The 22,943-nt window shown below is 42.2% G+C and carries 21 protein-coding genes; all 21 read left to right on the forward strand.

Features of this window, described 5'->3' with window-relative positions:
* The first annotated feature begins 217 nt into the window (after positions 1–217).
* Entirely contained in the window at positions 218–1,003 is a 786-nt protein-coding gene (locus ACZ5B7_RS12390) for an enoyl-CoA hydratase (RefSeq protein WP_464493954.1), read from the forward strand.
* 66 nt (positions 1,004–1,069) lie between these two features.
* Positions 1,070–2,263, forward strand: a complete 1,194-nt coding sequence (locus tag ACZ5B7_RS12395; RefSeq protein ID WP_464493955.1) for an acyl-CoA dehydrogenase family protein — start codon at positions 1,070–1,072, stop codon at positions 2,261–2,263.
* A gap of 45 nt (positions 2,264–2,308) precedes the next feature.
* Positions 2,309–3,481 carry an acyl-CoA dehydrogenase family protein gene (locus ACZ5B7_RS12400; RefSeq protein WP_464493956.1) on the forward strand — a complete coding sequence of 391 codons (1,173 nt, stop codon included), beginning with the start codon at positions 2,309–2,311 and terminating at the stop codon, positions 3,479–3,481.
* A gap of 121 nt (positions 3,482–3,602) precedes the next feature.
* Positions 3,603–4,376 (forward strand): enoyl-CoA hydratase/isomerase family protein, encoded by a 774-nt coding sequence (locus ACZ5B7_RS12405; RefSeq protein ID WP_464493957.1) that lies wholly within the window; start codon positions 3,603–3,605, stop codon positions 4,374–4,376.
* Between the two features lie 22 nt (positions 4,377–4,398).
* Positions 4,399–5,949, forward strand: coding sequence for a long-chain-fatty-acid--CoA ligase (locus ACZ5B7_RS12410; protein WP_464493958.1), 1,551 nt, complete (start codon positions 4,399–4,401; stop codon positions 5,947–5,949).
* A 99-nt stretch (positions 5,950–6,048) separates the two neighbouring features.
* Positions 6,049–7,461: an OB-fold domain-containing protein gene (locus tag ACZ5B7_RS12415; protein ID WP_464493959.1), complete on the forward strand. Its 1,413-nt coding sequence runs from the start codon at positions 6,049–6,051 to the stop codon at positions 7,459–7,461.
* 1 nt (position 7,462) lies between these two features.
* The gene (locus ACZ5B7_RS12420; RefSeq protein ID WP_464493960.1) at positions 7,463–8,647 is read left to right on the forward strand and encodes an acetyl-CoA acetyltransferase; all 1,185 of its coding nucleotides are present in this window, start codon (positions 7,463–7,465) and stop codon (positions 8,645–8,647) included.
* 10 nt (positions 8,648–8,657) lie between these two features.
* The gene (locus ACZ5B7_RS12425) at positions 8,658–9,065 is read left to right on the forward strand and encodes an FAS1-like dehydratase domain-containing protein (RefSeq protein ID WP_464493961.1); all 408 of its coding nucleotides are present in this window, start codon (positions 8,658–8,660) and stop codon (positions 9,063–9,065) included.
* Positions 9,066–9,077: 12 nt separating this feature from the next.
* The gene (locus ACZ5B7_RS12430; protein ID WP_423802099.1) at positions 9,078–9,458 is read left to right on the forward strand and encodes a MaoC/PaaZ C-terminal domain-containing protein; all 381 of its coding nucleotides are present in this window, start codon (positions 9,078–9,080) and stop codon (positions 9,456–9,458) included.
* An 87-nt stretch (positions 9,459–9,545) separates the two neighbouring features.
* Positions 9,546–10,319, forward strand: coding sequence for a 2,4-dienoyl-CoA reductase (gene fadH / locus ACZ5B7_RS12435; RefSeq protein WP_464493962.1), 774 nt, complete (start codon positions 9,546–9,548; stop codon positions 10,317–10,319).
* A 393-nt stretch (positions 10,320–10,712) separates the two neighbouring features.
* Positions 10,713–12,272: an acyl-CoA synthetase gene (locus tag ACZ5B7_RS12440; RefSeq protein ID WP_464493963.1), complete on the forward strand. Its 1,560-nt coding sequence runs from the start codon at positions 10,713–10,715 to the stop codon at positions 12,270–12,272.
* A 13-nt stretch (positions 12,273–12,285) separates the two neighbouring features.
* Positions 12,286–13,350, forward strand: coding sequence for a phosphotransferase family protein (locus ACZ5B7_RS12445; protein WP_464493964.1), 1,065 nt, complete (start codon positions 12,286–12,288; stop codon positions 13,348–13,350).
* 40 nt (positions 13,351–13,390) lie between these two features.
* The gene (locus ACZ5B7_RS12450) at positions 13,391–14,425 is read left to right on the forward strand and encodes a phosphotransferase family protein (protein ID WP_464493965.1); all 1,035 of its coding nucleotides are present in this window, start codon (positions 13,391–13,393) and stop codon (positions 14,423–14,425) included.
* Between the two features lie 7 nt (positions 14,426–14,432).
* Entirely contained in the window at positions 14,433–14,894 is a 462-nt protein-coding gene (locus ACZ5B7_RS12455; protein ID WP_464493966.1) for a hypothetical protein, read from the forward strand.
* 38 nt (positions 14,895–14,932) lie between these two features.
* Positions 14,933–16,144, forward strand: coding sequence for an acyl-CoA dehydrogenase family protein (locus tag ACZ5B7_RS12460; RefSeq protein ID WP_464493967.1), 1,212 nt, complete (start codon positions 14,933–14,935; stop codon positions 16,142–16,144).
* A gap of 55 nt (positions 16,145–16,199) precedes the next feature.
* Positions 16,200–17,060, forward strand: coding sequence for a crotonase/enoyl-CoA hydratase family protein (locus ACZ5B7_RS12465; protein ID WP_464493968.1), 861 nt, complete (start codon positions 16,200–16,202; stop codon positions 17,058–17,060).
* The gene (locus ACZ5B7_RS12470; RefSeq protein ID WP_464493969.1) at positions 17,060–17,848 is read left to right on the forward strand and encodes a crotonase/enoyl-CoA hydratase family protein; all 789 of its coding nucleotides are present in this window, start codon (positions 17,060–17,062) and stop codon (positions 17,846–17,848) included. Before ACZ5B7_RS12465 ends, ACZ5B7_RS12470 begins: the two co-directional genes overlap by 1 nt.
* Positions 17,849–17,878: 30 nt before the next feature.
* Entirely contained in the window at positions 17,879–19,024 is a 1,146-nt protein-coding gene (locus tag ACZ5B7_RS12475) for an acyl-CoA dehydrogenase family protein (RefSeq protein ID WP_464493970.1), read from the forward strand.
* A 93-nt stretch (positions 19,025–19,117) separates the two neighbouring features.
* Positions 19,118–20,650: a class I adenylate-forming enzyme family protein gene (locus ACZ5B7_RS12480; protein WP_464493971.1), complete on the forward strand. Its 1,533-nt coding sequence runs from the start codon at positions 19,118–19,120 to the stop codon at positions 20,648–20,650.
* 113 nt (positions 20,651–20,763) lie between these two features.
* On the forward strand, positions 20,764–21,915 hold the full coding sequence (locus tag ACZ5B7_RS12485) for a CaiB/BaiF CoA transferase family protein (protein WP_464494488.1): 1,152 nt from the start codon (positions 20,764–20,766) through the stop codon (positions 21,913–21,915).
* 26 nt (positions 21,916–21,941) lie between these two features.
* Positions 21,942–22,922, forward strand: a complete 981-nt coding sequence (locus ACZ5B7_RS12490) for an NAD(P)H-dependent flavin oxidoreductase (protein ID WP_464493972.1) — start codon at positions 21,942–21,944, stop codon at positions 22,920–22,922.
* Positions 22,923–22,943 lie beyond the last annotated feature (21 nt).

Raw genomic sequence — 22,943 nt, forward strand, 5'->3', positions numbered from 1 at the left:
AAATAGTATATTAATTATTCTAAAAAATCAACCTATTTAAGTATTATACTAAAACTTCGAAGTGAAAGATATATATAGAAAACAAGATTCATTCACAAAAAACTGAACATAAATTTAAAAAATAAATAAATTGTAAAATAATCTAAAAATTGCTATTATTGTAATAAATGGAAACGTTGTCAAAGCTTAAATTAAAAAAGATAGGGAGGTTTTTGTTTTGGCAGAATTAGTGCATATTGAAAAGTTAGCAGGGGTTGCCATCGTCACTATTGATAATCCACCGATGAATGTATTAAGCAAGCAGGTAACAAGAGAGTTGGGTGAGGTTTTTACCGCCATTGCGGAGGATTCCGAAGTGATTGCTGCTATTTTAACAGGTGCGGGAAGCAGGGCATTTATGGCAGGTGCCGATATCAAGGAATTCCCTCAATCACTTGGGTTGGAAAAAGAGCAATTAAAGAAAAACAATCTAGAATCGCATGACGTATTGAACTTTATTGAACGAATCCCAAAACCCACGATTGCGTTGCTAAATGGACTGGCTTTTGGCGGCGGCTGTGAACTGGCATTAACCTGTGATATTCGGATCGCCGAGGGGCATGTAAAAATCGGACTGCCTGAGGTCAAATTAGGGCTTTTCCCGGGAGGCGGCGGAACACAGCGTTTACCTAGATTAATAGGACCTTCCAAAGCAAAAGAATTAATGTTTTTGGGAGAACCTTTGTCAGCGGAGGAAGCACTTAAAATTGGATTGGTTAATCAAGTTGTTGAAAGCGGGAAAGGGATAGAGACAGCCATCTCCATGGCGAAAAAGATGGCCAGCTATTCCTTGCAGGCATTAAGCAGAATAAAGAAAGCTGTAAATGACGGAATCGATACTTCCCTTGATGATGGATTAGAATTGGAGGCTGAACTTTTTGCTGAAGTATTCGGTACCGAGGATGTTCGCGAAGGAGTCCAGGCATTTATTGAAAAACGGTCGCCATCCTTCAAACATCAATAAATAATATAAAAAGATTTTTTTCATTATATCCTGATAATTAACCAATTGAAATGGGGGTTGAATCGAATGGATTTCGCGTACACAGAATCAGAATTGACGTTTCAAAAAGAACTAAGAGCTTGGCTAGAGGAAAACCTGCCTGAAGGATGGCTTGAGGGAAAACGAGTCATTCCGGAGGACGATAATCAAAAAGCGGCGTTTTTGAGAGATTGGTATCGAAAACTGGCAGAGGGTGGATGGTCCGGAATTTCCTGGCCAAAGGAATACGGCGGCAGAGGTGCATCATTGATGCAGGAAGTCATCTACGAGCAGGAGATGGCAAGGGTGAAAGCGCCGCCTGCGTTAAATATTATAGGGACAGCCATGGTCGGCCCAACTCTATTGCAAATTGGAACCGATTACCAGAAAGAGCGGTATATCGAGAAAATATTAAATGGGGAAGAAATTTGGTGTCAAGGCTACTCGGAGCCAAATGCAGGTTCCGACCTCGCTGCCATACAAACAAAGGCGGTTAAAAAAGGCGATAAATGGATTATCAACGGCCAAAAGATTTGGACCAGTTATGCTCATTTGGCTGACCGCTGCTTTTTACTGGCCCGTACTGAAAATACCGGAAAAAAACATGAAGGAATTACAGCTTTTCTAGTTGATATGCATCAGGAGGGCGTGGAAACACGGACAATCCGTTCAATCAATGATCGCCGTGATTTTAATGAAATGTTCTTCAATGATGCCATCGCCTATGATGCGGATATCGTTGGCGAGGTTAATCAAGGCTGGAAAGTCTCTTTGATTTTACTAAGTCATGAACGTGTGGGGGTAGCAAGACAAACATTCAGGCTGCAAAAACAATTTGAGGAATTGGTCGAATTAGCAAAATCAATGAAAAAGAATGGCCGTCCCCTCGCCGCTGACCCGCTGGTTCGGCAAAATCTTGCCATTTTCCGGACAAAAACAAAAGCCCTATTGTTCAATTACTACCGCCACTTAACCAACACTATTCGTGCAGGACGTCCAGGTCCGGAAGGTTCGATGGATAAACTTGCTTCAAGTGAATTAGGGCAGGAAATGTTGGCGTATGCGATATCTCTCCAAGGTGCATCCGGTACATTATGGAAGGGGGATGCATCCGTCGACCAAAATTGGCAGCAGGAATACCTCCGGTCATTTGCTTATACCATTGAGGGCGGAACATCTGAAATCCAAAAAAATATCGTGGGTGAACGAATTCTAGGTCTGCCAAAGGATATCAAATATTAAAAGCTTACCAGGAGTATATAAAAGAATAAAAATTGAGGTGGTTATATGGATTTCGCATTAAATGAAGAACAATTAATGTTTCAAGAAACAACCAGACAATTTTTAGAATCGAAGGGGGATTTGGCGATACCCCGAAATTATATGAATGGGAAAAAACAGGTTCTTGAAGATTTATGGAACGGTTTAGGCAGCCTTGGTTTTATGGGGATTAATATCTCAGAAACCTATGGAGGATTAGGTCTAGGAGCTTTATCACTAGTTCCAATTCTAGAAGAAATGGGCCGTACAGTTGTGCCGGGTCCCTATCCTGAAACAGTGGCTTTTGCCGTACCGCTATTGGAAGCTTACGGTTCAGCGGAACAGAAGGAGAAGTATTTGCCTGAAATTGCCGCTGGAAAGCGTAAGTTTTCGCTGGCACTTTTGGAAGAAAGCGGAGAGCTATCGCCTTCTGCTATCCAGCTAACAGCCGAACAACGGGGCAATGAGTATGTATTGCAAGGTAAGAAACTACTCGTTCCTTATGCAGACATTGTTGATACACTTATTGTTCCTGTCCGGACAGGCGGTACTTCCCAAGCTGAATACGGAATTTCCTTGATTTTTGTAGATTGTAATCAGGCTAACCTAACCATGCAGGAACTGCAAAGCATTGATGAAACTAGAAAACTGGTCAATGTTTCGTTTCATGATGTAAAGGTGCCGAATACACAGCTGTTAGGTATAGAAAACGAAGGATGGGCCATTTTGGAAACAGGTCTGAACCATTTAAATGCTGCGTTTGCCTCCACAATGGTAGGTGGAATTGAGCGTGTTGTGGAGATGTCAACCGAGTATGCGAAGACCCGCCAACAATTTGGGCAGCCAATCGGGCGTTTCCAAGCAGTCAAACATCGCATTGTGGATATGAAACTGGCTCTTGAAAGCTCCCGTTCCTTGTCCTATTACGCCTCGTGGGCAGCGGAAAACAATGCTGAAGAATTATCGGAAGCTGTATCAATGGCCCGTTCCTTTATTTCTGAAGCCTATATTAAAGCTGCTGGGGCAAATATTCAAAATCATGGGGGAATGGGTTTTACCTGGGAGTTTGATTGCCACCTATTCCTAAAGCGCGCCCGTTCCTTAGAAAATCATCTTGGATCTCCTGAATATCATCGAGAAAAAATCGCAGTTGAATTGGGCTGGTCGGAAAATGTCATTCCCGAAATTTTGATGTCCTAATCAAATTAGAAAATGGTGTTTTGCAAAAGGTAAGTTTACCAGATTTGGTTGCTTGCCTTTTGTAGTTAAATTTTTATTATTTGTACTCTTGAAATATCTCAATCTGGAAAGGATGAATGCTATGGATTTTAACGACATTCAAGTGACGATTGATAAAGGAATTTGCACGATTAAGCTCAATCGGCCTGATGTGAGAAATGCACTGGGTCTCACACTACGAAAAGAATTAAAAGAGTTCTTCTCTAGTGTAAAAGAAAACGATGAAATAAAAGTCATTGTGTTGACTGGTGAGGGAAAAGCATTTTCCGCCGGGGGTGACTTAAGTTCATTAAAAGAAATAGATGCAGTTAAAGGCCGACTGAGATTGCAATCAGGACATGAAATGATTCAAGCTATTATCGACCTGGAAAAGCCTGTTATTGCTGCTGTTAATGGGGCTGCAGCAGGAGCAGGCTTTAGCCTTGCATTGGCTTGTGACCTCATTATTGCAAAACGCTCCTCATTTTTTGTCCAAAGCTTTACGAATGTTGGCTTGGTTCCTGATCTTGGTTCGATTTACTTTCTGCCTAGGTTAATTGGAAGGCAGCGTGCCCTGGAACTGATGCTTTTGGGTGAAAGAGTGACAGCAGAACAGGCGCTGAGTCTTGGAATTATCAACCGTATGGTGGAGGATGAATCTTTCGAAGATGAAGTCTACCAGATATCTTCGAGACTTGCTGAAGGGCCAGGATTTGCTGCAGGGTTAACAAAGAAATTAGTGAATAGAAGTGTTCTTGCAAACATTAATGAAACATTTGAATTGGAAGGTTTCGCACAAGGACTATGTTTCGAATCTGAAGATTTCAAGGAAGGCGTACGGGCCTTTTTCGAAAAACGGAAACCGAGGTTCAGCTAATAATAAGGAGGAGAACAGAGGTTTGCTTAATATAAATGAAATTTCACAGCTATCAATATATGAAATGCTGGAGCAATCTGTTCAGAAATATCCTCATAGATTAGCAGTCATAGATGGACTGATTGAACTGGATTATGTACGGTTTAAGGAAACAGTGGATTCATTCGCCTCTGTATTATATCGAAAGGGCTTTCATAAAGGGGACCGAATCGGCTTAATGCTGCCTAATAGTGTTGATTATATGATTTCTTATTATGCGGCAATGCGTTTAGGCGGTATTGTTGTCCAAGTTAATCCATTATATCAAACATCAGAACTTGAATATATGCTTGATGATGCTGAGCCAAAATGGTTTATTTGCTGCAGGAATCAGGCTGAAAAACTAGCAAGGGTAAAAAAGTTTGAAAATGTTCATATCATTTTTACGGAAAATGAAAATGGAACTAGTCAAGTAATGCTAAAGGAAAAAGTCTTAGAACTTCCGCCTCTGAATATTAATCCCAAAGAGGATATTGCCGTCTTACAGTATACAGGAGGAACAACAGGCAAATCCAAAGGCGTTATGCTGACCCATTTTAATATTGTCTGTAATATTCATCAATCCGGAGAAGTAGTGGCATCGGTAATGTTTGAGGGGGAAGAAAGGTTCTTGGCAATTTCCCCTCTTACCCATGCTATGGCAATGACAAATATGAATAATGCGATTCGAACGGCAGCAACTTATATCATTCTTGAAAAATTTAATGCTACTAGAGTATTAGAGCTAATTCGTCAATATCGTCCGACTTTCATGGTAGGCTCTCCCACAATGTATATTGCACTATTGAATCATCCTGATCTGGAAAAATATGATTTATCATGCTTTAAGATTTGTGTTTCCGGTTCCGCGCCTCTGCCAATCGAAGTCTTAAAAGAATTAGAACGGAAAACGGGTGCGCAAATCTTTGAAGGATATGGTTTGTCGGAAGGAACTACATCCACACACCGCACTCCTTTAGGAGGTAAACGTAAAATTGGCAGTGTTGGGGTTCCGATTCCTGGAACAGTTTCAATAATTGTTGATTTGGAAACTGGTTTGGAAGAGGTTCCTGTTGGCGAAAACGGAGAACTAATCATAAAAGGTCCGCAAGTCATGAAGGGGTATTGGAAGAAACCGGAGGAAACCATGTCTACTGTCCGTAATGGCTGGCTTTACACGGGGGATATTGCCTATCGGGATGAAGATGGATTCTATTATATATCGGGCAGAAAAAAGGATATGGTTATTGCCGGAGGATTAAATATCTATCCTGCAGAAGTAGAAGAGGTTCTTTACCAGCACCCGAAGGTAGAGGAAGCCTGTGCCTTTGGTGTACCAGATGCCTATTTGGGTGAAAAATTAATGGCAGTCATCGTCTTGAAAAAAGGTGAAAGTTTAACTGAAAAGGAATTTCTTAGCTGGTGTGAAGGCAGAATTGCCAGATATAAAATTCCAAGAGCGGTTGAATTCCGGGACGCCCTGCCAAAGACGATCGTCGGAAAGATATTGCGCCGCCATCTAGTCGAAGAGTATAAAACTAAATTGCAAATTTAATAGCAAACAATCAAGTTATGTACCATTAATGCAATCGAAAAAATGCCCAGCCGTTTCCGTTTAAATATTTTGAGAGAGAAAAGGGAGTGGAAAAGAACAATGAATGGAATCATTTCATACGGAGCATATATTCCATATAATCGCCTAAAGCGGAAGAGAATAGGTGAGTTTTTTGGGAAGCCCGCCATGGGTGGTGAAAAAGCAATTGCCGGTTATGATGAAGACAGTGTCTCTATGGGTGTGGAGGCAGCCATGGATTGCCTGCGAGAAATAAATCCTGATCAAATTGACGCTGTTTATTTTGCAACCACTAGTTCCCCATACAGGGAAAAGGGCTCTATTCCTACTCTTGCCGCAGCATTAAATTTAAGGGAGAGTGTCAGGGGAATGGAATCGGCAGCCTCATTAAGAAGTGGGACGGCTGCCCTCATGGCGGCTAAACCGGGTGAAAATACACTCGTTATTGCTGGGGATTGCCGAACGGGCGCCCCAACCGGCCAGAATGAACAGTGGTTTGGTGATGGTGCTGCTGCTTTCTTCATCGGCAGCGGCCCGGATGTCATTGCCAACATGATCGATTATACAAGCGTTCAAGGTGAAGTCATTAGTCATTGGCGGAGCCAATCCGATTTATTTACGCAAAGCTGGGAGGAACGTCTAAGTTCATCAGCCTTTATGAGGCAAGTTAAGGAGTCAGTCAGCCCATTTTTGGAAAAAAATGACCGCTCCATTGGAACAATTTCTAAAGTGATTATTTCTGGACCAACAACCCGGGCCCATTTACAGGCAGCGCAAGCCCTCGGTTTTTCAAATCAACAAGTACAAAATCCATTATTTGATAACGTTGGTTTAACCGGGAACGCCCATGCGCCTATGATGCTTGTTTCGGCATTGGAAGGTGCAAACCCAGGCGATCAGCTTCTTGTGATTTCGTTCGCGGAAGGGCTTGATTTGCTTTTATTCGAAGTGACCGAAGCGATTTCCCGACTTGGTAAACGTAAAGCGGTTCAAGGATATGTAAGCATTAAGAATGATGAGGTTTTATATAGTGATTATATCAAGTGGAGAGAGATTATTAAAACAGAGCCGCCGCGCAGACCGCCAACCGACCGCCCATCAGCACCTGCTTTGCACCGGGGCTACCAGCAAAACCTTGGATTCATTGGTTCGAAGTGCAGAAAATGCGGTACAGCACAATTTCCAAAACAACGCGTATGCGTTCAATGCCAGGCAAAGGATGAGATGGAGGATTATCGATTTGTTGGACAATCAGCAAAAGTAACAACTTTCACCCTGGATTATTTGGCTGCATCGCCGGCACCGCCGATGATTGTCGCAGTCATTGATTTTGACCAAGGCGGGCGGATTATTTGCGAAGTAACGGATTGCGACCCAAAAGAAATTGAAATTGGCATGGAAGTCGAAATGACGTTCAGGCGTCTCTTTGAAGCAGGCGGCATCAGCAACTATTTCTGGAAAGCGCGGCCAATCAGGAAAAAGGAAGGTGTTTGAAATGAGCAGAAAGGGAATTAGCGATAAAGTAGCCGTGATTGGAATGGGCTGCACACGTTTTGCAGAGCATTGGGATAAAAGTGTCGAGGATTTACTAGTGGAGGCAGCCTATGAAGCTTTTTCTGATGCCGGGATTGAACCAACAGATGTCGAAGCAGCATGGCTTGGGACGATGATTTCCGGTTATGCCGGGATTACATTATCCGGCCCGTTAAAAACCCAGTATATTCCGGTTACAAGGGTTGAAAATATGTGTGCTACAGGCTCAGAAGCCTTTCGTAATGCCTGCTATGCAGTTGCATCCGGTGCCTATGATATTGTTCTTGCCATCGGTGTCGAAAAATTAAAGGACTCCGGTTACAGCGGCCTTACTAGACCAAACCCGCCAAGTGATGGAACCGCACCGAACATCTCAGCACCTGCATCATTTTCTTTCTTGGCACCGGCTTATTTTAAAAAATATGGTCTAACCCCAGAGCAAGGGAGAGAGGTTTTATCCCGAATCGCCTGGAAAAATCACTACAATGGGTCCTTAAATCCAAAGGCTCAGTATCGTAGTGAAGTTTCGATGGAAAAAATTTCGAAGTCACCGCTTGTGGCTGCCCCTCTTGGTGTATTTGATTGTTCTGGAGTCGCCGACGGTGCAGCTGCTGCAATTATCGTGCGGACGGAGGATGCCCATAAATACCGAAAAGACCCGATGTATGTAAAAGCCTTGACCATTGCTGCCGGCCCAGGGGATGGACGCTTACGTCAGGATTTCGATTTCACGTCCATTAAGGAAAATGTAGCGGCTGCCCAGGCTGCATACAGGGAGGCAGGAATTAAAAATCCTCGTCAGGAAATCAGTATGGCTGAAGTGCACGACTGTTTCACTCCTACTGAATTAGTAATTTATGAAGATTTAGGGTTTAGTGAACGCGGCCAAGGCTGGAAGGATGTCTTGAATGGTGTTTTTGAATTGGGCGGTGAATTGCCTGTAAATCCCGATGGAGGCTTAAAATCCTTCGGGCATCCAATTGGTGCGAGCGGATTGCGCATGCTTTATGAAATGTATTTGCAATTCCAGGGACGTGCAGGTAAGCGGCAGCTTGAGAATCCAAAACTCGGTCTGACCCACAATTTAGGCGGAACCCCTATGCAATGTGTATCATTTATTTCGATTGTAGGAAAGGAATTATCGTAGGAGGGATATTATGGAGACTCAATTAGAGGGAAAAATCGGAATGAAACTGGAGTCCTATACCTTCAGGGTAGAAAAGGGAAAAATAAGAGAACTAGCGTTGGCAATCGGCGACTTAAAGGACGAGTACTTAAATGGAGAAAGTTTACCCCCGACTTTTCCAACCGTTATTGAATTTTGGGGAGGAAAAGGGTCGTCTGCAAATTTATTAGGTTTAAATGTAAAAAAGGTTTTGCACGGTGAACAAACGTATGAATATTTAAAAGAAATTAAACCTGAAGACGAGATAACCGTGCATTCGGTCGTCGAGAATGCCTATACAAAAGCAAGAATGAATTTTGTCATTATCAAAAAAGACTTTTTTAATCAGCATGGTGAACTTGTTTTACTTTGTCGGCAAACGGTTATTGAAAGACATTAGGAGGGGAAGAAGATGCAAGTTGGCTATCAATTTGAACCTGTGCAAAAAGAAGAAGTGACCCATTCGCAATTAGTCAGATATGCAGGGGCATCGGGCGATTTTAATCCGATTCACACGGTCGTCCCTTTTGCCGAAGAGGCGGGACTCGGAGGTGTTATCGCTCACGGGATGCTGATTAAGGGTTTTGTTGGTCAGGCGATTGGGAAATGGTTTTCTGTAAAGGATCTGCTCAAATTTTCTTCCCGGTTTAAAGCTATGACTAGACCTGGCGAAAGAATCACTGTAAAAGGCAAGGTAATCGGAGAACAAGATGATCGCTGGCTTTGCGAAGCGGCAGCTGTTAATGAAACTGGGGAGGTAAAAGTTCAATCATTTTTTGAAATTCGAAAATAAACTTGGATTGATGTGACAGAACCGATATTTGTTGTCGGTTTTGTTGTTTTTATCAATTTTTTTTAAAAATGATTGGGGGAGATAGGAATGAATGGGCAAACGGTTATTATTACAGGCGGCGGCAGCGGCATTGGAAAAGCAATGGCACAGAAGTTCGCCAATAAAGGGGCCAATGTCGTCATCACTGGACGGAATGCAGAACGTTTAAAAAACGCTAAACAAGAAATAGAAACCTTCAAAGGTCAAGTCTTAGAGTTTCAAATGGATGTAAGAATTCCAGAAAACGTCCAAGCAATGGTGGAAGCTGTAAAGGAAAGATTTGGTAGTATTGATGCACTAATTAATAATGCTGCAGGTAATTTTATCTGTGCTGCTGAAGACCTCTCACTAAATGGATGGAATGCCGTCATAAATATCGACTTAAATGGGACTTGGTATTGCACACAAGCAGTCGGAAAAGAATGGATTGCGAACAATCAAAAAGGAAGCATTCTCAATATAGTAGCTACTTTTGCCTGGGGGGCTGCTCCAGGAAATGTTCATGCTGCAAGTGCAAAAGCAGGAATTTTAGCGATGACAAGGACCCTGGCGGTAGAATGGGGGAGCAAATATGGGATTCGAGCAAACTGTATCGCACCCGGACCAATCGAAAACACTGAGGGTGTTGCCAGATTAATTGACTCAGGAGATGGCTATCAAAAAGCCATCAATCAGGTACCACTCAAACGGTTTGGCAAGTCGGAAGAAATTGCGAATCTAGCATACTTTTTGTTATCACCTGAGGCAGAGTACATTAACGGGGAATGCATTACAGTGGACGGTGCGAGATGGTTAAATAACTCTGGCTTAAAAGAAGTTTAGTAGTATTCAATAATAATTCAATTTTTGACTTTCGAGTAGACAAAGGTAAAAAAAGGATATATAATATGGTTGAATTATTTTAATTTTTAGATAACTTAGTAGCGTTTATTGGTCAATAAAATAATGTCATCTATGCCTATTCCCGCTGCATATACTTGCAGCGGGACACCCTTCAAGAAAATGAAACCTACTGTTCATTCTACAATCTCTCCTAGCTTTAAATTTGCCTACATATATTAAGTACTAGTTTTTCTGTACCACACCTCATGTATATCAAATCAAGTATCAATTATTAACAGCTTCAGAGATAGACTCCCATTAAAATTGGAACATCAAATGAAAGGGCTTTCAGAACAGGTGTTATTAATTTTTACTATAGAGGAGTGAAGGACATTGACAACAACAAGTTTACAAATGTCACGGCAGTTATTATTAGGGGAATTAATCAGAAGGGCCGCCCATAAAACACCTAATCAAGAGGCATTCATATACGGTAATGAAAGACTTACCTATCTAGAACTGGAAAAGAAGACTTTGCATTTGGCTGGCTGGCTCCAGCAGCAAGGTCTAGAAATCGGTGATAAGGTAGGGATCATATTTAAAAATAATCTTGCTTTTGTTGAAGTCATGTTTGCGACGGCGTCTGCCGGGTGTGTCAGTGTTCCGATTAATTTTAGGCTCGCGCCCGAGGAGTTTGTTTATATTATTAATCATTCTGATACTAAGGTTTTATTTATCGAAGAAGAATACCAGGATATGATTCTATCGATCAGACAAGAACTTCCAAACGTAGAAAAGATTGTTGTAGTCGGGAAAGTGAATTCGATGGAATTGATTCCATACGAAACTATTTATCACTCGGAAATACCATACCAAAGTATTGATGGGCAAGTCGAGGAAAACGATGCCTGCATGATTTGTTATACATCCGGAACTACCGGCAAGCCAAAAGGAGCCGTGCTGACTCACAAGAACTTGTTGTTAAGTGCGCTGAACAGCGTTGTGGATTCCAAAATTGAAAGAGGCTCTAAACAACTTGTCATTACACCTTTATTTCATATCGCTGGTGTTGGAAATGTTCTAATTAGCTGTACAGTTGGCGGATTGACAGTGATTCATCGAGAGTTTAATCCAGTGGGAGTCCTGCACACCATTCACCACGAGAAAATAAACGGTCTTTTTATGGTGCCTGCTATGTGGAATTTAGTCCTGCATGTTCCCAATATTGAGGATTACGATTTAACGTCAGTGCAAAGGTGCTCAACGGGGGCCGCCATTTGCCCGTTGGAAGTAAAGCATAAAATGATGAAGCATTTTTCGAATGCCGGAATCTTTGATGCGTTTGGCCAGACCGAAATGAGCCCCACAACCACCTGCTTGTTGCCGCAGGATTCACTTAGGAAAACGAATTCAGTGGGAAAACCTGTTATGAATGTGGAAGTACGGATTATCGACGAAAACATGAATGATGTTCCAGTCGGGGAAATTGGTGAAATTATTTATCGCGGGCCGACTGTGATGAAGGGGTACTATAAAAATCCGGCAGCAACAGAAGAGGCTTTCCGCGGCGGCTGGTTCCACAGCGGAGATTTAGTCCGCCAGGATGATGAAGGATTTATATATGTGGTCGACCGCAGTAAAGACATGATCATCAGTGGTGGGGAAAATATCTATCCCGCAGAAATTGAGGCAGCACTTCACAAGCACGATGCAATCTTCGAAGCTGCTGTTGTGGGTGTCCCGGACCCGAAGTGGGGTGAAAGTGTCAAGGCATACATCGTTCTTAAAAACGGTAAAAGTTTAACGGAGCAAGAGGTGATTCAGCATTGCCTCACCCACTTAGCCTCTTATAAAAAGCCGAAATATGTGGAGTTTCTAAATGAACTGCCAAGGAATCCATCTGGGAAAATACTAAAACGGGTATTGAGGGAAAAAGAAGTAAAAATGAACTAAGGAGCAATTACCCATGAATATACAAGATACAATCCCTGTTCGCGAAGGCGAAGAATTAAATCTTTCCAAGCTTGAAGAGCTAATTAGAAAAAGGCTCCCAAACTTAAGCAGAGACCCAATGACAGTGAAACAATTTAGTGCCGGAAAATCCAATTTAACGTATTTGATCAGTATCGGAGACTGGGAGGGTGTCCTAAGAAGGGCACCTCTTGGTCCAGTTAATACAAAAGCACATGATATGAAACGCGAATTTAAAGTGTTGGATGCAATTAGTCCAATATTTTCCCTTGCACCCAAGCCTTATTTTTTTATTGATGATGAATCTATTATTGGGGCACCGTTCTATTGTATGAAGCGTCTTCATGGTGTATTGCTGGATCAGGCACTTCCAAATCATGAAGATGGAAATCCAGCCCTTTTTAATGAGGTTTCTCATTCTATGGTAAATACCTTGGCTGCCATTCATGAAATAGACTATAAGAACACTAATCTCGTTAACTTAACACGTCCGCAAGGATTTTTAGAACGACAGGTACATGGCTGGATTGGCCGCTATCAAAACGTAAAAACGGAAGAAATTCCCGGAATGGAACGGCTAATAAAATGGATTATCGAAAACAGACCCGTTTCTCAGCCGGCAACGTTCATACACTATGATTTTCACTTAAAAAATGTCTTGTTTTCTAAGAATCAATTAGGTCAATTGGCAGGCATTCTCGATTGGGAGATGAGTACAGTCGGCGATCCACTTAATGACCTTGCATCTGCACTAGTTTTATGGTTCGACCATGATGATCCTGAATTTTTCAAAAACCAGCAACTGTCAAACCCAATTACTCTTAGGCCGGGTTTCATGACAAGAAATGAATTTATTGAAGCCTACTCTAAGAAAAGTGGGCGCGATGTTTCGAAAATGTATTATTACATGGTTTTTGGCTACTTCAAGCACGTCGTCATTGCCCAACAAATGTATTACCGGTGGAAGAAAGGACAAACCCAGGATGAAAGATTTGCGCAGCTTGATATCTTCGTCAAGAATTTAACGGATTGGGCATTGGAAAATACTCTCAAGAAATGAGCGTGGAAATTTTTGGTAAATGATGAAAGGTGGGGTGCTGTTGGCAGAAAAAATAAAACTCTCATTGAAAGCTTATTTTGAATCGAAAATTAAAGGGGCAAAAAATGTTGAAATTCAGGAGTATTCCCAGCCTTCCGCAGGATGGTCCGATGAAGCCTTTATTTTCGATGTCCACTGGGAAACCGCAAACGGCAAAGAGAAAAAAGGCTTTGCGGTTCGCAAACAGAATAAAGGCGGGTTAATGAGAGAGAACAGAAATTTTTTTCTACAGTTCAAGTATTTAGATCGTTTAAGTAAAAATTGCGACCTGCCTATCCCGGGAGTTTACTGGTATGAAACAGATGAATCGATTCTCGGCGGACCGTTTTTTGTAATGGATAAACTGCACGGAAACAGTTACGTACCTTGGTCAAAGGAGGGGCAATTATTTTTTAAAAGAGCCAATAAAGAAGGGAATATTCCTTTTCATTTTGTCCAGTATTTGGCGAAATTGCACCTTATTGATTATAGAGGAGCCGGCTTTACGGAGGACTTTGACGAGCCCAAAGGAGATTACGGATTTATTGATGATAAATTAATAGGTTTAGAGGAAATGTATTACCGCTACCAAATCAGCCCCGACCCGATAATGGTTGATGCGTTGGAATGGTTAAAGGCACATAAGCCGGCTGCCCAAAGGTATTCCCTCATACATAATGATTACCGAACCGGTAATTTGTTATATAGCCACAATGAAATCACGGGGATACTGGATTGGGAAGCAGCCGAAATCGGAGACCCCATGGCAGACGTTGCCTATGTTTGTGCCAAATCGAACCGAATGGATTCTCCGCTGATGTGTTACTTAATAGATAGACAGCTGTTTTTGGATACGTATAGTGAGCTAACCGGATTAAGAGTAGAGGAAAAGGTGCTTCATTATTTTGAGGTATACCATCAAGTTAGGTTTGTTCTTATCTCCCAATCGGCTGGGACGTCGTTTGCAAAAGGAGAAACAAAGGATCTTCGGATGGCCCGGCAAGGCTATCGCTGGCCATTGATGAGGAATATGGTTGCCGAATTATTAGGCTACTAGGGGGGAAATGATGTTCGATAAATCTTTTACGTTAAAAACCGCCAACGATGTGATAAAAGATGTAATCATTCCCAATCTCACCAGCGGCATGGCAAAGGAACAAGCCATTGCCTTGCTTTCTGTTTTAAAAAATGTGGATACCAATACTATTGAAAATACGAAACCGAAAGAACTGTTAATTACGCTAATCAATCAAACTGTTGAAGAATTTTTACAAGCGATACGGTCAGATTCAAGGGAGACTTCTGCCTTTAATTGGGTGGAAGAGTTGGATTCCGCCTTGGAAGAAACAGTGTTTATTGAGGATGTAACTGAAAAATGGAAACAATTGAATGAAATTCAATGCCGCCTTCTTCGCTTTTTATATAAGGAAAATGCAGCTAACAGAGCAATAGAATCCAAGTACATTTTTCCTTTAAGAAAGAGGATTCGGGAGCAGTTAACCATTGAAATGGCACTAGTTCGTTAAACAAGAGAAATAACATGACCGATAGGAGGGAAAGTATTTTGAATGAGATTGAACAAAAATTCGGTATTAGTCCCCATGTGATGGAGATTCGTAATAAGGTTAGAAGGTTTATCGATGAAAATGTCATTCCGGTAGAAACCGTCATTGAAAAAGGCGAGGAAGAAGGAAGGCTGGTCCTTAAGGAATTACAAGCCCTTGCAAAGGAAGCGGGGATATGGGCTTTAGGCCTTCCGAAAGAGATTGGCGGCGGCGGTATGAAATTTATGGACTACGTCTATATAAATGAAGTGATTGGCCGTTCCGAAGCTGCCATGTTCGCTTTAGGTACCCATACTGCCCAGGACGGGACGATGTTAAATCTGTTTGGAACAGAAGAGCAGAAGAAAACATGGTTATATCCTATGGTGAATGGGGAAATCAATCCATCTGTAGGATTAACTGAGCCTAATGTGGCCGGATCCGACCCAACATTAATACAATCCACAGCATACTTGGACGGAGACGAATGGGTCATTAATGCCCATAAATGGTTCACTACCGGAGCTAACCTTGCTGCATTTACCACCGTTTTTTGTGTGACCGAACCTGAGGAACCAAACCGCCACAAAAGAGCATCGATGATCATTGTTCCGACAAATACACCTGGTTATGAGATTGATAGAGTAGTGCCGACGATGGGACATACCTCAGGCGGCCACTGCGAAATCCGTTTAACAAATGTCAGGGTTCCAAAGGAAAACTTATTAGGTGGGAGGGGAGAAGGTTTTGTCATTGCCCAAAAAAGACTGGGTCCCGGCAGAATCTACCATTGCATGAGGTGGCTGGGTCAATCCCAAAGAGCTTTTGATTTGATGTGTAATCGGGCCTTAAACCGATATGCTCATGGCTCTCTTTTATCAGAAAAGCAGATGATTCAAAAATTTATTGCTGATTCCGCAACTGAAATCCAATCGGCACGCCTGATGACACTTGAAGCTGCAAGAAAAATCGACAGGGGAGAAGATGCCCGGATTGATATCGCGATGATAAAAGTATATGGAGCAAAGGTTCTTCATGATGTGATTGACCGCGCGATTCAAGTACACGGTGCATTAGGGGTCACCGCCGATACACCATTAGAGAAAATGTACCGAGAAGCTAGATACGCCAGAATCTATGATGGACCTGATGAGGCGCATACTGCTACCATCGCGCGCCGTATTTTACGAAAATACCAACAAGAGGAAAGCTGGGACCCTGCCAATTTTTAAAAAGACATCGACATGAAATGAGTATTTTAATATAAAAATTATTGAGGTGATTAGAATGCAAACAGTTCAGTTTGAAACGTTAAAGACAACAGTCAAAGATAAAATCATGACGATAACTCTATGCAGGGAGAATTTAAATGCTTTTAATCATCAAATGCTAACCGAACTTATTCAAGTGTTTGATGAAGCAGATGCCAATGATGATGTAAGAGCCATCATTATAACCGGAGACGGAAAGGCATTTTGTGCAGGTGCGGATTTAGGAAGCGGCACTAGTACATTTGAAAATAAGGAGGCTTCCATCGAGGAATACCGGGACGGCGGAGGAATGTTAAGTTTACGAATCTATGAATTGAAAAAGCCAATCATCGCCGCCATCAATGGTCCAGCTGTCGGGGTGGGGGCGACCATGACCTTGCCAATGGATATCCGGATTGCATCATCGAATGCAAGAATCGGTTTTGTGTTTAGCAGACGCGGCATTACCCCGGAAGCATGCAGCGGCTGGTTTTTACCTAGAGTAGTAGGCATCAGTAAAGCAGCTGAGCTTGTTTATACTGGGAAGATTATTCCGGCAGAGGAAGCATTAAATATTGGTTTAGTAACTCAGGTGGTTTCACCTGAAGAGCTTTTGCCTGCTGCCGAAGCGATTGCGAAAGAAATTGCCGAAAATACATCTGCCATTTCTGTCACCTTGTCACGGCAATTAATGTGGAAGATGCTTGGTGCAAGCCATCCCTACGAATCACACAAAGTTGAATCCAAAATGATTCATTGGACCGGGCAGCAGGCCGATGTAAAAGAAGGAATCACGGCATTTTTTGAAAAGAGAAAACCAAACTTCCCAATGAAGGTCAGCACTGATCTTCCGAGCTTTTATCCGTGGTGGAAAACGAATAATGAAGGAGAATCATAATGGACTATCAAGCTATTATAGTAGAAAAAATAGGCCGAATTGCTGTGATTACCTTTAACCGGCCGGAAGCCATGAATGCTGTTAACAGCCGTCTTTGGCTAGAAACAGGAACGGCGTTAAAGGAGTTTAATGAGGACCCTGATCTTTGGGTGGCTATTTTAACCGGGGCTGGCGAGCGCGCCTTTTCGGCAGGTGCTGACCTAAAGGAAATAGGAGCTGGGGGATTTTCGACAACAGACGAAATGAAGGATTGGGGATTTGCCGGGATTGTGAGACATCATATCTCAAAGCCTGTTATTGCTGCGGTAAACGGATTTGCCCTGGGCGGCGGTACGGAAATTGCGTTAGCCTGCGATTTAATTGTCGCCTCTGAAAAGGCATCATTCGGGCTTCCGGAAGTAAAAAGGGGTCTTATTGCCGGAGGAGGAGGACTATTGCGGCTGCCGAGACAGATTCCTCTGAAGGTGGCAATGCGCGTCATTCTAACAGGAAATCCTATTTCTGCGGAAGAAGCAAAACAATGGGGGCTGGTGAACGAAGTCGTCCCGCATGATCAAGTCCTCAATGCCGCGATTCAGCTGGCAGAGGAAATTATTTGCAATGCTCCGCTGGCTGTGAAAGCGAGTAAAGAAATTGTCTACCGTGGATTAGACACTTCCATGACATTTCCTCCGGAAGGCTGGTCTATCAATAATGAATATACAAGTCAAGTTTTTGCAAGTAAGGATGCGAAAGAAGGTCCTCGTGCCTTTGCCGAAAAACGGAAGCCAAATTGGTCGGGACAATAATTTGACTTTAAAAAATAAGGAGGTACTGTAATGGCAAAATCATATCTATCAGAAGAGCATGAAATTTTTAGAAGGTCTTTCAGGAAATTTTTGGAGAAGGAAGCATACCCTTATTTCGAAGAATGGGAGGAAGCCAAGCAGGTACCCAAGTCATTTTGGAAAAAGGCAGGAGAACAAGGTTTCCTTTGTCCATGGGTGGATGAAAAATATGGAGGGTCTGGCGCTGACTTTGGCTATTCCGTTGTCATTACCGAAGAACTTGATAAGGTTGGCGCGGGAGCAGGCGGAATCGGACTTCATAATGATATCGTTATTCCTTATATTGCAGAATTTGCTTCTGAAGAACAAAAGCAAAGATGGCTGCCAAAAGCGGTCAGCGGGGATATGATTTCCGCTATTGCCATGACCGAACCGGGGACTGGTTCTGATTTGGCTGGGGTAAAAACAACGGCGATTAAAAATGGGGAAAATTATATTATCAATGGTGAAAAAACATTTATTACCAATGGATATTCAGCTAACTTCGTTATCGTTGTATGTGTAACAGACCCAAATGCTGTACCGAAGCATAAAGGAATTAGCTTAATTGTGGTGGAAGAAGGAACACCTGGATTTCGAAAAGGCAAAAAGCTTCGTAAATTGGGGCAGCATTCTAATGATACTTCCGAACTTATTTTTGAGGATGCTATTGTACCAAGGGAAAATTTAATTGGTGAAGAGGGACAGGGGTTTTATTACCTCATGCAAAAGCTGCAGCAGGAACGGTTGATGCTGGCAATCGGCAGCATTACTGCCAGCAAACATATGCTGGAGATGACCATTGAGTATATCAAGCAGCGGACGGCATTTGGAAAACCTATCAGCAAATTCCAAAATACCCAGTTTAAGATTGCCGAAATGGCCACAAAGATCAAAATTGGCGAAACCTTTGTCGACCAGTTGATCACCGACCATATGGAGAAAAAGAATGTGGTCAATGAAGTCTCAATGGCAAAATGGTGGCTGACGGACCTTGCCAAGAGTGTTGCCAATGACTGTATGCAGCTGCACGGAGGCTACGGTTATATGGAAGAATACGAGATTGCCAGAAGATACCGGGATGTGGCAGTAGGTTCGATTTATGCTGGCACCAATGAGATTATGAAAACAATTATTGCTAAGAACTTGGGGTTATAAGCTGATATTGCAGGGGTGAGTGTGAACTAAAGTCTTCACCCCTTTTTCTTCTATTTTATATGTGTATGTATTTGAATGTGGGAGGAATATGAAGTGAATCTTTTTGAGGCACTTGAGCGGAATGCCAGATATCAGCCAGACAAAACAGCTATCATCTTTAATGAAAGTGTATATACGTATAAGGAATATAATGAACAGGTGAATCGTATTGCCAACGCTCTCATTAGCTATGGGGTAAAGAGAGGCGATAAGATTGCCTTAATGATGAAAAACTCAGATTTATTCTGTTTTATTTATTATGGAATTTTAAAAGCCGGCGGGGTCGCTGTTCCTGTAAACTTTCGCTTAACTGCCAAAGAAGCCAGTTATATTTTGGACGATTCCGATTCGATAATTGTCTTTGCCGATGAGGATTTGGCAGAGGTCGTTCATAAAGCTTCTGAAGGAAACGACAAGATCCAGCTTCAGGTTATTGCGGGGGCGAATAAAAGAGAGAACCAAATCCAATTATCCGCGTTCCAAAGCTCGGTTGTAGATAATCCTGAGCGGGAAGTCTTTGAATCGGATGATGCCGAAATTCTTTATACCTCTGGAACAACCGGGCTGCCAAAGGGAGTGGTCCTGGATCATCACCGCGTTATCCATGTGGCTCTAGGAATCATCATTACATTTAAAATGGGGCCGGAGGATCAACTACTTCATCTTGCCCCGTTATTCCATTGTGCACAATTGAATTTATTCCTTGTCCCAGGTTCAATCCTTGGCTGTACACAAATTGTCCGCCAGGAATTTAATCCAGTACAGACCTTAAAGGATATTGATCAATACAAAATCAGCCTATTCTTTGGAGTTCCGACTATGTATAACTTTTTGCTGCAGGTTCCGAATAGAGAGCAATTTGATTTATCCAGTGTGAAACGGTGCGGATATGGGGCAGCCCCAATGCCAACAGCCTTATTGAAACAGGCAATGGAGATGTTTCAGACGGATCAATTTTATAATATGTGCGGTCAAACGGAGGGTGGTCCTGGAGGAGTATATCTATTGCCAGAAGAACACAAAACAAAGTTTGGCACTTCTGGAAGGGCTTCTTATGGTACTGATGCAAAAGTGGTGGATGAAAACGGTGAAGATGTAAAGCCTGGTGAAGTTGGTGAGTTTATAATTAAGTGTGAAAACGTCATGAAGGGTTATTATAAAAAACCTGAAGAAACAGCAAAGGTCCTTAGGAATGGATGGCTATATACTGGTGATCTCGCAAAAATAGACGAAGATGGCTACATTACCCTAGTAGACAGGAAAAAAGATATGATTATTTCCGGCGGAGAAAATGTCTACTCTACTGAGGTTGAACACGTTCTTTACAAACATCCTGATATTTTAGAAGCAGCGGTTATTGGCGTTCCGCATGAAGTATGGGGTGAAACGGTAGCAGCTGTTATCGTTCTGAAAGAAGGAAAACAAATGAATCAAGAAAATTTACAGCAATTCTGCCGGGAAGAACTCGCAGGTTATAAAATTCCAAGAATCATCTATCAAATCAACCAACTTCCACGAAACACTTCGGGGAAAGTCTTGAAATATCAACTAAGAGAAAATTATAAAACGGTCGCATCTCAACATTGAATTAATGTTTAAAAAATAAATAAATTGTAAAATTATTAGAAAATTGGTATTATTAAAAATAGGAAATCTACTTTATGCTGTATCTTTTTGGGAGGGAGTGGGTGCGGTTGAATATGCCTTTGGAGGGTATTCGCGTCCTAGATTTGACGCGGCTTTTGCCGGGTCCGTATTGTTCGTTAATGCTGGCCGACTTTGGGGCAGATGTGATTAAAATCGAGGACCCGAAGTTAGGTGATTACACGCGATGGGGAGATCCAAAAATTGGTGAAGCAAGCGCGATGTTTCATTCTTTGAATCGGAATAAGCGGAGTGTGAGCCTTGATTTAAAAAAAGAAGAAAATAAACAGATATTTATTGAATTGGTGAAAACAGCCGATGTTCTGGTGGAATCCTTTCGACCAGGTGTAATGGATCGTCTCGGACTGGGGTATGAAGAACTGAAAAAACATAATCCCAAGTTGATTTATTGTGCGATTACAAGCTACGGTCAAACCGGGCCATACAAGGATATTCCAGGTCATGATATTAACTTTTTAAGCTATTCCGGATTATTGGATCTGCAAGGAGAACAAGGTAGTAAACCGGTAAGCTCCTCCGTTCAAATAGGAGATATTGGCGGCGGTTCCTTAATGGCAGTTATCGGTATTCTCGTTTCTATCATTGACGCGAAAAAGTCAGGGAAAGGTCAATTTATTGATATTTCCATGTTGGATGGAGCGGTTTCCTGGATGCAAACGTTTTTGCCGGCATTTTTAGCCACTGGAGAACTTCCAAAACGCGGAGAGCTCGTCTTAAACGGCCGCCTCGCCTGTTACGAGACATATGAAACGAAAGATAACCGCTTTATATCTGTTGGAGCACTAGAATTTAAGTTTTGGAAAAACTTCTGTCAGGTAATTGGTATGGAAGATTTAATAAGCCAGTTAAATGCCCCAGCTGATCAGCAAGCCTCGATGAAAAAAGAGATTCAAGCCGTAATCGGAACGAAAACATTAAATGAATGGATCAATCTCTTCGATGGTGTCGATGCCTGTGTCGCCCCGATCTTAACGATGGAGGAAATGGTTCATGACCCGCAAATCAGGCACCGGGGAATGATAGAAGAGGTAAACCACCCTCAACATGGCACAATGAGACAAGTAGCAAATCCTATTAAACTATCAAGAACGCAGGCTAAAACAGTTCGCCAAGCGCCGGGTCATGGAGAACATAACGAAGAGATTTTACAAGAATTAGGGGTACTATTTAAACCATTTAAAGAATAATAATTAACTTTGTGAGGGGAAATACGGTGAAAACAAGAATTACCGAATTGTTAGGAATTGAATATCCTATCATTTGCGGCGGCATGTTTCAAGTGGGCAGAGCAGAATTGGCAGCCGCAGTTTCAGAAGCTGGAGGCTTAGGAATCATTACCTCAAAAACCCAAGGTACACCAGAAGCACTTCGACAAGAGATTCGCAAAATAAAAGCGCTTACGAATAAGCCATTTGCCGTAAACCTCAACTTATTCCCGAGCCAGACAGCAACTCCAAATGAAGATTTTATTGATATTTTAATTGAAGAAGGGGTTAAAATTGTCGAAACCAGCGGCAGAAGTCCCAAACATTTAATGCCAAAGCTGAAAGAAAACGGATTCATTGTCCTCCATAAAGTGGCCGGCGTAAAATATGCCATCTCAGCAGAAAAACTTGGAGTTGATGCTGTTATTATTGTTGGCAATGAAACAGGCGGCCACCCTGGTATGAGTGATGTCGGTACTTTTGTCATGCTTCCAAGAATAGTAGATTCAGTCAAGATTCCCGTTATTGCCGGCGGGGGTTATGCGGATGGAAGAGGACTGGTAAGTGCATTGGCTTTTGGGGCAGAAGGTGTAGTGATGGGTACCCGTTTTATGGCTACAGAGGAAGCGCCCATTCATGAGAATGTAAAACGATGGATGGTAGAATCTGATGAAACGAATACCATTATCATTCAACGAAATATTGGAAGTCCATCCCGCGTTGCCTTAAATGCTGTCAGTAAGGAAGTAGACCGCCTTGAAAGAGAAGGAGCAACAATTGAACAATTATTGCCACTAATTACAGGTCAAAGAGCCAAACATGTGTATTTTGAAGGGGATTTAGATGGAGGGATTTGGTCCTGCGGCCAATCTGTCGGTCTTATTAAAGAAATATTATCGATCAAGGAATTGTTTGCCCAAATGACAGAAGAGGCAAAGAAGTCTATCGATTTTATTCAAAAAAGAATTTCAGTTCATTCAAATGTTTAGTTTGCTATTAAAATTTAGGAG

Source organism: Neobacillus sp. S1115 (assembly GCF_055385565.1).